Source organism: Actinosynnema sp. NPDC023587 (genome assembly GCF_040640215.1).
Lineage (GTDB): Bacteria > Actinomycetota > Actinomycetes > Mycobacteriales > Pseudonocardiaceae > Actinosynnema.
The window spans coordinates 545,457-556,597 of the sequence record NZ_JBFABG010000001.1 but is presented as its reverse complement, the minus strand read 5'-3'; the positions used below and the strand labels follow the sequence as shown (position 1 = coordinate 556,597).

The 11,141-nt window shown below is 68.6% G+C and carries 17 protein-coding genes; 14 read left to right on the top strand and 3 right to left on the bottom strand.

Translation table 11 applies throughout. From position 1 onward, the window contains the following. The first annotated feature begins 182 nt into the window (after nucleotides 1-182). Together AB0G01_RS02790 and AB0G01_RS02785 are read left to right on the top strand one after the other, a co-directional pair. Nucleotides 183-554, top strand: a complete 372-nt coding sequence (locus AB0G01_RS02790; RefSeq protein ID WP_360938957.1) for an RIP homotypic interaction motif-containing protein — start codon at nucleotides 183-185, stop codon at nucleotides 552-554. Between the two features lie 10 nt (nucleotides 555-564). After that, nucleotides 565-2,988 carry a tetratricopeptide repeat protein gene (locus AB0G01_RS02785; protein WP_360938955.1) on the top strand — a complete coding sequence of 808 codons (2,424 nt, stop codon included), beginning with the start codon at nucleotides 565-567 and terminating at the stop codon, nucleotides 2,986-2,988. Nucleotides 2,989-3,188: 200 nt separating this feature from the next. Here the strand turns inward: AB0G01_RS02785 and AB0G01_RS02780 are convergent, their stop codons facing one another. Next, nucleotides 3,189-3,422 (bottom strand): hypothetical protein, encoded by a 234-nt coding sequence (locus tag AB0G01_RS02780; RefSeq protein ID WP_360938953.1) that lies wholly within the window; start codon nucleotides 3,420-3,422, stop codon nucleotides 3,189-3,191. Between the two features lie 117 nt (nucleotides 3,423-3,539). On the opposite strand from AB0G01_RS02780, the gene AB0G01_RS02775 reads away from it, so the two are divergent. After that, entirely contained in the window at nucleotides 3,540-3,734 is a 195-nt protein-coding gene (locus AB0G01_RS02775; RefSeq protein WP_360938951.1) for a MerR family transcriptional regulator, read from the top strand. Nucleotides 3,735-3,963: 229 nt separating this feature from the next. Here the strand turns inward: AB0G01_RS02775 and AB0G01_RS02770 are convergent, their stop codons facing one another. Next, nucleotides 3,964-4,920, bottom strand: coding sequence for an NAD(P)-dependent oxidoreductase (locus AB0G01_RS02770; RefSeq protein ID WP_360938949.1), 957 nt, complete (start codon nucleotides 4,918-4,920; stop codon nucleotides 3,964-3,966). Beyond that, a complete protein-coding gene (locus tag AB0G01_RS02765) occupies nucleotides 4,910-5,719 on the bottom strand; it encodes a GntR family transcriptional regulator (protein ID WP_360938947.1) in 810 nt (269 codons plus the stop codon). Before AB0G01_RS02765 ends, AB0G01_RS02770 begins: the two co-directional genes overlap by 11 nt. Before the next feature lie 224 nt (nucleotides 5,720-5,943). Between AB0G01_RS02765 and AB0G01_RS02760 the strand changes: the two genes are divergently transcribed. The 11 genes from AB0G01_RS02760 (at nucleotide 5,944) to AB0G01_RS02710 (ending at nucleotide 11,141) form a co-directional block, all read left to right on the top strand. After that, a complete protein-coding gene (locus AB0G01_RS02760; protein WP_360938945.1) occupies nucleotides 5,944-6,294 on the top strand; it encodes a hypothetical protein in 351 nt (116 codons plus the stop codon). After that, complete coding sequence (locus AB0G01_RS02755; protein ID WP_360938943.1) at nucleotides 6,294-6,761, top strand: transcriptional regulator; 468 nt, start codon at nucleotides 6,294-6,296, stop codon at nucleotides 6,759-6,761. Before AB0G01_RS02760 ends, AB0G01_RS02755 begins: the two co-directional genes overlap by 1 nt. Continuing rightward, nucleotides 6,761-7,339: a hypothetical protein gene (locus tag AB0G01_RS02750; RefSeq protein WP_360938941.1), complete on the top strand. Its 579-nt coding sequence runs from the start codon at nucleotides 6,761-6,763 to the stop codon at nucleotides 7,337-7,339. The genes AB0G01_RS02755 and AB0G01_RS02750 overlap by 1 nt, the downstream gene beginning before the upstream one ends. A 74-nt stretch (nucleotides 7,340-7,413) precedes the next feature. Beyond that, complete coding sequence (locus tag AB0G01_RS02745; RefSeq protein ID WP_360938939.1) at nucleotides 7,414-7,542, top strand: hypothetical protein; 129 nt, start codon at nucleotides 7,414-7,416, stop codon at nucleotides 7,540-7,542. A gap of 70 nt (nucleotides 7,543-7,612) precedes the next feature. Continuing rightward, nucleotides 7,613-8,077, top strand: coding sequence for an NUDIX hydrolase (locus AB0G01_RS02740; RefSeq protein WP_360938937.1), 465 nt, complete (start codon nucleotides 7,613-7,615; stop codon nucleotides 8,075-8,077). A gap of 100 nt (nucleotides 8,078-8,177) precedes the next feature. Further along, a complete protein-coding gene (locus AB0G01_RS02735; RefSeq protein ID WP_360938935.1) occupies nucleotides 8,178-8,336 on the top strand; it encodes a hypothetical protein in 159 nt (52 codons plus the stop codon). Further along, complete coding sequence (locus AB0G01_RS02730; RefSeq protein WP_360938933.1) at nucleotides 8,318-8,575, top strand: hypothetical protein; 258 nt, start codon at nucleotides 8,318-8,320, stop codon at nucleotides 8,573-8,575. The genes AB0G01_RS02735 and AB0G01_RS02730 overlap by 19 nt, the downstream gene beginning before the upstream one ends. A 101-nt stretch (nucleotides 8,576-8,676) precedes the next feature. Then, on the top strand, nucleotides 8,677-9,636 hold the full coding sequence (locus AB0G01_RS02725; protein WP_360938931.1) for a hypothetical protein: 960 nt from the start codon (nucleotides 8,677-8,679) through the stop codon (nucleotides 9,634-9,636). Further along, complete coding sequence (locus tag AB0G01_RS02720; protein ID WP_360938929.1) at nucleotides 9,633-9,794, top strand: hypothetical protein; 162 nt, start codon at nucleotides 9,633-9,635, stop codon at nucleotides 9,792-9,794. The genes AB0G01_RS02725 and AB0G01_RS02720 overlap by 4 nt, the downstream gene beginning before the upstream one ends. Beyond that, nucleotides 9,787-10,065 carry a hypothetical protein gene (locus tag AB0G01_RS02715; protein WP_360938927.1) on the top strand — a complete coding sequence of 93 codons (279 nt, stop codon included), beginning with the start codon at nucleotides 9,787-9,789 and terminating at the stop codon, nucleotides 10,063-10,065. Before AB0G01_RS02720 ends, AB0G01_RS02715 begins: the two co-directional genes overlap by 8 nt. Next, the gene (locus tag AB0G01_RS02710; RefSeq protein WP_360938925.1) at nucleotides 10,062-11,141 is read left to right on the top strand and encodes a hypothetical protein; all 1,080 of its coding nucleotides are present in this window, start codon (nucleotides 10,062-10,064) and stop codon (nucleotides 11,139-11,141) included. Before AB0G01_RS02715 ends, AB0G01_RS02710 begins: the two co-directional genes overlap by 4 nt.

The window sequence follows — 11,141 nt, the reverse complement described above, 5'->3', positions numbered from 1 at the left end:
AAACCCGCCAAACCCCACAGGACGGCCCTACTAGCCCGCGCGGGCTAGTAGGGCCGTCCTGTGGTGGCGGTGCGGGCCCATGGCGGTACGTCCGTTCAGGGGACAGTGATGGAGAGGTGTGTCATAGGTGGGGGATGGTCCGATACTTCCGGTGTCGTGGTCGGATGATGGAGGTGTGACCTGTGATCGAGTCTTTGGATTTTGTGATGGCGGCGTTGGCGGCCGGTGCCGGGGCAGGGTTGACGGACACGGCCTCTACGGCGGTAAAGGACTCCTATACATCGCTGAAGCGGTTGGTGGTGAAGGCGGTCGGCCGTAAGGGTGCCGAGCCGGTGACCGAGGAGCAGGTGGACGATCCGGCCGGGCATGCCCAGGTGCGCAAGGCGCTGGAGGCCGCGGGGGTGGATGCCGATTCCGACCTGGTCGCCGCCGCGCGCAAGGTGCTGGAGGCGACGGACCCGCACGGTGCGACGAACGGGAAGTACAACGTCGACCTGCGGGACAGCAAGGCCGTGCAGGTGGGCGACAACAACACGATGACGGTCACCTTCTAGGCGAGGCGGTGTGGTGGGATCCGGTCACAACGACGGGCACAGGTCGGAGTTCGACGTCGATCTGCGCGGCGGCAGGGCGGTACAGGTCGGTAACGGCAACCGGATGTCGCTGTATCCGGGCCGGGAGGTGGTGTGGCCGGTCCGGGTGGGTGCGGTGCCGTTGACGGCCGACTGCTACCAGGACCGGGCCGCCGAGCGGCGCGTGCGGGAGGCGTTGACCTCGGACGGTGCCGCAGTGCTCGTGCCTGCCGTCACGGCGGTGTTGCACGGGATGGGCGGGGTGGGCAAGACACAGGTCGCGGCCCGGTATGCCCGTCGTGTGTGGCCTGACGCGTCGGTCGAGGTGGTGGTGTGGATCACTGCGACGTCGCGGGACGCGGTGGTGACCGGCTACGCCGAGACCGCGCGACACCTGCTGCTCGTGGGATACGAAGTCGAGCCGGAACGTGCGGCGTACGCGCTGCTGGAGTGGTTGACGGCCACTGACCGTCGCTGGCTCATGGTTCTCGACGACCTCACCCGGCCTGCGGACCTGAACGATCTGTGGCCGCCGCACGACCGCACCGGTCAACTACTGGTCACCACCCGCCGCCAAGACACGTCCGTGATGAGGCAGGACTGGGAAGTGGTCGAAGTCGGCGTATTCGACCCCGACGAATCACTGGCCTACCTGCAAGATCGTCTTTTTAAGACCACTACCGACGAGGAGACCGAGCAACTGCGGGGGCTGGCGAAAGACTTGGGGCATTTGCCGTTGGCGCTGGCCCAGGCCGCCGCATTCATCGCAGACAACCCACTGTTGGCCCCGGCCGACTACCGGGCGCGGTTGGCCGACCAGCGCCGTCGGTTGGTAGAGGTGATGCCCGACGACCAAAGCCTGCCGACCGGCCACCGCGCGACCGTGGCCGCGACGTGGTCGCTGTCGATCGACCTCGCTGACGAACTGCGGCCGCCCGGTCTGGCACGTCCGTTGCTGGAGATCGCTGCCCTGCTCGACCCCGCCGGTATTCCCACCAGCGTACTTACCGGCCAGGCGGTGTGCGGATACCTGGCCGAACGGGTCGGCCGCCCGGTCGACGCCGAGGCGGCAGGAGACGCCCTGGGATGCCTCAAACGATTGAGTCTCATCGTCTTGGACCTCAGTCAACCGGCACGCGCAGTACGGGTCCACGCCCTGGTCCAGCGGGCCACCCGTGACGCGGTCTCCGCCGATAACATGCCAGGATTGGCATGGACGGCCGGCGACGCGCTGACGGAGGTCTGGCCCCAAGTCGAGCGCGATCAGACGACAGCGGCGGGTCTGCGATCCAACGCCACCACGCTGTGGAATACCGCAGAGGAACATCTGCTCGACCGCGACTCTGAAACCGGCATACATAAGTTGTTGTTTCGCACCGGTCTCAGTCTGGGGAATGCGGGCCTGAATGCTCAAGCGATTGACCACTTTCACCGACTCCACGCCGTCCTGCATGAACGCCTGGGGCCCGACCACCCCAGCACGCTCACCACCCGCAACAACCTCGCCTCCTGGCGGGGCCATGCCGGCGACCCGGCCGGGGCGGCGGAGGCGACTGAGGAGCTGCTCGCCGACCAACTACGTGTGCTGGGGCCCGACCACCCCAGCACGCTCACCACCCGCAACAACCTCGCCTCCTGGCGGGGCCATGCCGGCGACCCGGCTGAGGCGGCGGAGACGTTCGCTGAACTGCTCACCGATCGGTTGCGTGTGCTGGGGCCCGACCACCCCAGCACGCTCAACACCCGCAACAACCTCGCCCGCTGGCGGGGCGAGGCTGGCGACCTGGCCGGGGCGGGGGAGGCGACTGAGGAGCTGCTCGCCGACCAACTACGTGTGCTGGGGCCCGACCACCCCAGCACGCTCACCACCCGCAACAACCTCGCCTCCTGGCGGGGCGAGGCCGGCGACCCGGCCGGGGCGGGGGAGGCGACTGAGGAGCTGCTCGCCGACCAACTACGTGTGCTGGGGCCCGACCACCCCAGCACGCTCACCACCCGCAACAACCTCGCCTCCTGGCGGGGCGAGGCCGGCGACCCGGCTGGGGCGGCGGAGGCGTTCGCTGAACTGCTCACCGATCGGTTGCGTGTGCTGGGGCCCGACCACCCCGACACGCTCAACACCCGCAGCAACCTCGCCTCCTGGCGGGGCGAGACCGGCGACCCGGCTGAGGCGGCGGAGGCGTTCGCTGAACTGCTCACCGACCAACTACGTGTGCTGGGGCCCGACCACCCCGACACGCTCACCACCCGCAACAACCTCGCCTCCTGGCGGGGCGAGGCCGGCGACCCGGCTGGGGCGGCGGAGGCGTTCGCTGAACTGCTCACCGATCGGTTGCGTGTGCTGGGGCCCGACCACCCCGACACGCTCAACACCCGCAACAATCTCGCCTACTGGCGCAAAACCGCTGCCGACTGACCTTCACTTTCACAGGGCAGATGTAGGAAGCCACGAGCTTCTCCAGCGAGGCCTCGCGGAAGAAGCGTCTTCGCTGCGCACGCGGGGTGTTCCCTGGCCCGCGTGGGTTTGCAGGTCCACGATAACCGGGTCTTCCCCGCACAAGCGGGAGTGATTCCCAAGCATGGCCGCGAGGCGATCCGAGCAAGCTCCTGGTCCTCCTACTCGTGGCTGATGAACGTTCGCCAGTCCGACTGCCCTCTGATCCTGGCGACCGCGTCGAGGACGAGATCGTGGCAGCCCTTGCCTCCCTCGTTGACGACCTGGTCCATGAAGGTGTTCGCGCCGCTGATGTCATCAGCCCGCAGGTAGCTCTCGACCTCGTTGACGCAGCGTCTGAGGTAGGCCCACAGCTGGGCCACCTGAGCCTCGGTCAGCGTGATCTGGAATCCCATGGAGTCCTCCCCACTGAGGCGAACGATGCATCTGAGTCTAGCGAGGACTTTGAGTCGTTCAGTGACAAGCGCGTCACCTGGGATGTTTCGAGGCAATTAGTCCGTCAGAGTGACCCCGTGACACCCCGTCCGAAGCTCGTCTCGACCGGCATGGCGGCTGCCGAACTCGGCATCGACTGCGTCACGCTCGCGCGCTGGTGGCGCGCTGGCCTCGTTGATCCCGAGTTCGTGACGGCGGGTGGTCACGCTCGCTGGGACGTGGAGAAGCTGCGCCGGGAACTGCGTGAACGCGCGCGCCGCAACGAGGGCTGACCTGCCTTGAGGTTGAGGGGGCGCAGGAACACCCTGCGCCCCCTCCCACGAGCTGGCGGCTCGCGCCTTGGGGTGCACGGTTTCACCGTGCCTGAGGGCTCATCCCCGCTTCGGCTTTCTGTGCGCCCGGTTTCGGCAGGCTCATCCTCCGGCATCTGAATTTGCTATCCATTGCCGCGATTTCCGTGCTATGAGGCAGGAAGCAGAACCGCGATCTCGCCCGACGTGGCTAGGATACTCCGACCTGCGACGCCGCATTGGATGGCACCTTTCCGGCGATAAAGGTACTGATCTGCTCAGTCGCGACCGAGTAGCAAAGTCGGTTAGTACCCGGAACGGTACGAGCCGAATGCGGGCTGATGATCACGCCCTTGCATCGCCACAGGGGGTGATTGGACGGCAAGGGTTCAGGGTCTGTAACGTCCAATGCCGCGCGCAGGCGTCCTGTTTCAAGCTCAGACACTAGCGCATTGGTGTCGACGATCTGACCGCGTGCGGCATTAACTAGCAATGCGCTGTCATCCATGGATGCAAGAAAATCCGCGTTGATGAGCCTTTGTGTCTGGTTCGTAAGCGGTACGGTGATAACTACGATTTGATGACCGCGCGCCAGGCGGGGAAGATCCTCCGGCCCATGAACTCCCTCACGCGCAGCGCTGGCGACCAAGGTCGGTTCGACGCCAAAAACGGAGAGTCGGCGCGCCGTTGCTGTGCCGATCGCCCCAGCGCCGACTATCAAGGCCCGCTTACCATCGAGAGTATCCGCTTCGAATTGACGGTGCGCCCAAGTTCCCTCATTTTGAAATTGGAGCAGTGTTGGCCATTGACGAAACTGTGTGAGAATGGCAGAGGCGATCCACTCGGACACCGGTCCTGCATGCGCTCCACGTGCACTGGCGAGAACGATACCAGCAGGCACGTGCCCCGCCCACTCGTCTACACCAGCGGAAAGAAGTTGGACCATCCGAAGCGAGGGGAGTTGATCCACAAGGGGAATCGGGCGATGACTTCCCCGGTAAGGAGGGATGAGTATCTGCGCGTTCCGCTGCATATCATTGAGACGTGCAGGCGCAGGGTCATAGGGCAAAACCTCGACACCTGGCAACTGGCCGAGTATTTCTCTCCCGACGCGATCGTCGGACTCAATGCTCACCAGAACGCTTACCTTTTCCACATCAACCTTCACTCATGATGTGGGAGACAAGCTCGCGAGCCTGAGCCTGCAAAGGCTCACCGGACGCGCTGTTGTCGATGGTTAGATGCGGAACCGCCGGACGAAAGGACGTGTCCACCGAAGCGATATATTCAGGCCAGTTGTCGAGTTTGTATGAGTCGCGAGCAGCCCCCCTGTGCCGTATATAGGTGTTCATGGTGTCAGAATCACAGAAAACCCACACGACGAAGAGTTGTGCGCCCATGTCGTGACACATGGCCTCGATCTTGTTTAGCCAAGCAGGGTCTTTGAACTCTTTGATGAATGGTGCGGTGACGATGGCGCTGTTGCCGCACTGAACGTTCTCTACGAGGGTATTGACCAGTGACTCGTACTCGCGCGGGCGGATTCGCGACAGGTACACGTCGGATTCGCGGTCATTGGGAGATCGGCCAAGGATTTCCAAGGCGGCTTCCACAACCGGACGGGTCAAGGTGTCCTTGTCGAGCATCGGCCAACCCGTCTCACGTGCCAGCACTCGACCAAGCTCGGTCTTCCCACTGCCCGCGTAGCCGCCCACGAGCAGCACTCGCGGAGTCTCCGCGCGCACTTCGCTGCGCTGTGCCTGGTCCGGAGCGTTCACAACCCGTCCGGCGCGCGGCTTGCTGGTGATCACGCCGTCGTCTGCCAACAGCTTCATAGCTTCGTTGATCGTGAAGACGCTGACGTTCCACTGCTCGGCAAGATCACGCGTAGACGGCAGCTGCTGCCCGTCGCGCAGCACTCCGGCAGCGATCTGGTTGCGGATGTTCCGAGCTACCTGCTGATGCAAGGACTCACCTCGCGTCACACGAGGACCCCGGCCTGCCATGGAACCTCCAGTCGCCGATGCGCAAGCTCTCATCGTACCAGTGAGCTAACAGCTTTCTAACCAGCATCTTCGCAGGTAGAAGCCCACTTCGGGGCGAATATAAACCTAACAGTTGACCTGGAAACCATTCAACTGTTAGGTTTCGGTGGCTGCCGGACGTGGCGGCCACCACAGGAGGTAACGAGATGATCAGCGAGTACCCGGACGGTCTGACCCCGGCGGCGTTGTCGCTGCTGGACCAGCAGGTGTCGGTGGAGATCGCGGCGTCGGCGGGGCCGTCGTCGGCGTTGGTGGACGGTTCGGCGCGGGAGCGGCGTAACCGTCGGATCTTGGCGAGGGCGTTGGCGGGGATTACGCCGTCGTTCGGCGTGACGTTGGGGCAGGCGGTGGCCGAGCTGGACGAGCCGGTGCGGCCGGTGGTGGCGGCGTCGGTGTTGCCGGTCCCGGTGTTCGGGTCGCGGAAGGCCAAGGGCCGTAAGGCGCGTCGGAACGCCGCGCGTGGTGCGGCTGCTGTGGTCGCGAAGCGGGTGGCGTGATGTCGCCGGAGGTGTTGCGGGCGGTGACGTTCGCGGTGACGCTGCCGGTGTTGTTGGTGGCGCACACCGTGGCCGATCACTGGGTGCAGACCTCTCACCAGTCGGCGGCCAAGGGTGGCCGGTCGTGGGCGGGTCGGTGGGCGTGTGTGCGGCATGTGGCCTCGTACACGCTGGTGACGGCCGTAGCGGTGGCGTCGGTGTGGTGGCTGTTCTCGCTGCCGATCTCGCCGGCGGGGTTCGTGGCGGGTCAGGTGTTGTCGGCGGTGACGCACTACTGGGCGGACCGCCGTTTCACCCTGGCGCGGCTGGCGAAGGCGGCGGGCAAGGGCGAGTTCTACCGGTTCGGCGCGCCGCGTGAGGGTCGTGACGACAACCCGGGGATCGGCACCGGCGCGTACGCGCTGGACCAGTCTTTCCACTGGCTGATGCTGACCGGGGCCGGGCTGCTCACCGCGGTGGTGGCGTGATGGCCGCGCCGGTGGTGCCGTTCCGGGTGGACGACCACTACGACCGGGACCGGGCCAGTGACGGCCGCAGTCGGTTCGGCGCTTATCTGGAGCGTCACGCCCGGTCGTTCCGGGAGGACGGCGAACTGACCGACGACCCGGCGGAGTTCGCGGCGGCGGTGTTCCTGACGGCGGTTCCGCCGATCATGTCGCCCGGGTACGTGTCGGTGGACATGCGGGTGACGCGGATGGGGCGTCACTGGGGCGAGGACGGCCGCTGCGCACTCGCGTTCACGCTGGTGTCGGCGCTGCCCACCGTGCTGGAGCGGGGGATGCGCCGGGAGTGGCGCACCTGGGAGACCGTGAGCCTGGGCGGCGTCAGGGACTGGGTCCCTCCCGACGACAACGGGCGTCCGGTGGCGCTGCCGATGCTGGAACTGCGCGTGCCGTTGCCGGTCGGGGACCTGCCGTCCCCGCGCTATCGCGACGGCGTCCCCGAGCTCGCCACCGCCAAACGGGCCGTGGTCGTGCTGGTGGGTGAGCTGAACCGCCGGCTGGAGCCGGTGTTGTCCGGGCTGACCGCCGCCGGGGTGGCCTGACCACCGTCCCGGTCCTGCCCGGTGCCGACCGCACCACCGTTCACCGCGCCACCCGACCACGAAGGACGTCCGACATGGCCCACACCTGCGATTCCGCGACGGTCATCACCGAGGGCACCGAGCTGGGAGGCGAGCGGGTCTGGTCCTGCTCGGTGTGCGGCAGGGAGATGATCCGCCGCGACCTGCGCCCCGGGGAGAGCTGACCGCCGGCCACGCCGAACCGACCAATCCCCCTTCCCTTTGCGCACCAACGATTCCGAGGAGTTCACCGCTGTGAAGGACACCAATGCTTCGCTCACCACAGATGTGGTGTTGTTCGCCCAGGACGACACCGGGGAGTGGTGCGTGCTGCTGATTGAACGCGGTCACGCCCCGTTCGCGGGTCGGTGGGCGCTGCCCGGCGGCTACGTCGACCCGCACGAGACCGCCGCCACCGCCGCCGCCCGCGAGCTGCGCGAGGAGACCGGCGTCCTGCTCCCGGAATGGGAGCTGGACCAGGTCGGCGTGTACGACGAGCCCGCCCGCGACCCGCGCGGCCGTGTCGTGTCGGTCGCCTACTGCGCGGTGCTCGACCACCTGCCCGCCGCCGTCGGTGGCGACGACGCCCGCCAGGCCCGCTGGTGGCCGGTCGCCGAGGTGCTGGTGGCCGACTTCGGGCCGCTGGCGTTCGACCACGACCAGATCCTCACCGACGCCCTGGACCTGGCCCTGACCCGGGGCATCGGCCTCGCGCACTAGCTCCGCCCGGACCGGCGGCCCACTCCCGCGAAGAAGACGCCGCCGGTCCGGTCCACACCCCCCAACACCGCCCCACGGGGCGGGTCAGGAGACCACCAAAGTGTTCCGCACCCTGCTCGTCACGTCCTCCGCGACCCACTGCACCGCCCCGACCGGCCGCAACGGGCGGCACTGCGGCAAGCGCCTGCTCACCGGCCGCCTGGCCGACGGCATCACCTGCGGCGGCCCGATGTGCGTGCTGTGGCACGCCAGCCGCTGACCACCACCCCGCAACAACCGACCACGCTCGCCCGGAAAGGACACCACCCCATGGTCTGGGTCACCCGATACGGCTGGCAGTGCGACTGCGGCAAGACCTCGGTCATCACCGTCCCCGACATCGACGACGCGCGGGCCGGCCTGCGCCACCACCTCAAGGACAGCCGGTCCCACCACGCCGAACTGGTCGAGGTCCACGACGAGGAGTCCGACGACGACTACGAGGACGACGAGTACTGATCCCCGCCCGGACCGGCGGCCCACTCCCGCGAAGAAGACGCCGCCGGTCCGGTCCACACCCCCCAACACCGCCCCATGGGGCGGGTCAGGAGAGCACCAGCATGTCCGACACGACTGGACACCACACCGCCGGGCTGCGGTCCGGCCCCGGGATCACCGAGCAGTGTTTCCCCACCCCGCACCTGGCGGTGCGCGGCACCGCCGACCAGACCCGGGTGCGGGTGTTCGCGACGGAGCAGGCCCGCGCGGCGCGGGAGGTGCACGACCGGATCGCGACCCGGCTGTCCGGGCTGCCCACCGCCGGGCGGGTCGTGGTGTTGACCGCCGCCTACGACGCGGTGGTGCGGTGGAGGCGCGCGGTCGCGGTCTCCGGCGACGCCCGCTACGACAGCGCGGGCCGGGCGGCCGGTGCCCGCTATGCGGTGACGCTGGACCAGGACGGCCCGAACCTCGACCGGCTCGGCGGTGCCCGCCTGCGTGCCGACGCCCGCTGGGACACCGCCACCAGGCGGTGGACCGGCGGCAGCAGCACCCCCGCCAGCCGAATCCTGGACGCCTACCAGCGGGCCGCGCTCGCACGGTTCGCGGTCGAGGCTCCCGACTCCGACGTGCTCGACAACCAGGTCACCCTGCCCTCCGGCGGTCGGGTCGCGGGCAACACGTTGTTGCGTGGCGCGGTGGCGCGGGACGCGGCCGAGGCGCTGGCCGAGCGCCTGTACGCCCGCCGTGGTGTCAGCCAGGTCGAGACGGCCGGGGACCTGCTCTACGCGGTCACCGCCCCCGACCGGTCCCGCCGGCTGATGTTCGCCGAGGCGATGACCGTGCTCGCCACCGCCGGCCACGGCGACACCGCCGCGTGGTGGCAGGCCGCCTACCTGCTCTACCAGGCCCCGCAGTACAAGAAGGGCAGCGACGCCGTCGCCCGGGTGTTCCTGGTCGCGGTCGGCACCGCCCTGCTCGGCCGGCCGGTGGTCCTGCCCCACGACCTGGACCTGGCGTGCATGGTCCTCGGGCAGACCGCCGTCGTCGCCGGACCGCTGGCATGCGGCGGTGCGGCATGACCGCCACCACCCGGGACAACTCGGTAGTCGAAACCGCCGCCCGCGACACCTACGAATCGGGTCACCTGGGCCGGTGCTGGGACGACGCCCCGGCCTGGCTGCGCGACCGGGTCCGCCGCCAGGCCCGCGACCGGGCGGGGGTGGCCGACGATGACTGAAATCCCCGCCCCGCTGATGCTGCTCACCGCCGCGCTGGCCGTGGTCGGCGTGGTCGTGCTGTGGAAGCTGCTCGCCGCCGCCGGCCTGATCGGCCTGACCCAATGGCTGGTCATCACCCAGACCGAAAGCCCCACCGCCGTCCTGATCGCGATCGGCATACCGGCGCTCGCGCTGGTCCTGCTCGCCCGGCGACCGGGTGTCCAGCACCGCTTTCCTTTGTCCCGCAACCGTTCCGTGTTCCGCATGACCCGACAGGAGGTGACCTCGTGAGCACGACTGTTCTTCCCCTGCCCGGCCCCGACGAGTCCGACGCGTTCGCCGCGACCGTGGCCGAGTTGGAACGCTACGTCGCCGCCGCCGTGCCCGTCGACCAGATCCCGCCCGTTGGCCGGTGCGAACAGCTCGTCGGCGAGGAGGGCCAGGACCACACCGCGGTCACCGTCGCCGGGGACACGCGGCGGGTGCGCGGGTTGCGCGCCGAGGTCGCCGAAGCACATGCCCTGCTGGCGTTGCAGGACGACACCGCGCCGCTGCTGGTCGACACCGGGCGAGTGCGCAAGGCACTCAAGCGGTCGCGCGAGGCCGCGCGCCTGCACACCCTGGGGCAGAACCCGATGGCGCGGGCGTGGCAGGCCGCCCGCGTACGGCTGGTCCTCACCGTCACCGCGTTGGTCGCGCTGGTCGGTGCGCTCGGGTGGTCGACCACCGGCGTGCACCACACGCTGACCATGGACATGGTCGAACGCAGCGCCGCGTGGTGGGGCGCATGGGCGGTCGAACCGGTCATCTCCGCCGTGCTGCTGGTGGTCGTCGGCGCGAAGGCGTTCCTGGCCGTACGCGGCCAGGTGCTGGCCCACCGCCATCTCGCCTGGGTCGAGTCCGGCGCGCTGGGGGTCACCCTGACCCTCAACGTCTGGCCCTACCTGCCCGGCGTCGCCGAGACCTTCGCCCCCATGACGCTGCTGGCCCACGCCATCGGCCCCCTGGTCGCCGTCGGCGCGGTCACCGTCCTGCCCATCGTCTGGGACGGCTTCGCCCGCCTCGACCACACCACCGGCCTCCACACCGACGGCCCGACCGACACCACCCCGACCGGACCCCACCCGGTGATCACCGACAAGGCCCCCGACGAGGCCCCCGACACCCCGATCGTTCAGGCAGAACTCTCCCCGAGGTCCACCGCGCTGCTTCCCCGACTGCACGCCGCCATCGCGGCCGGCGAACTGCCCGCGACCGCCTCGGCCAGCGCCATCCGCGCGCACCTGCGCTGCGGCAGCGAGTACGCCCGCGAACTGCGCAACGCCCTGACCGACCCCGCCCGACAGACCCGACCGGAAGCGAGGTGA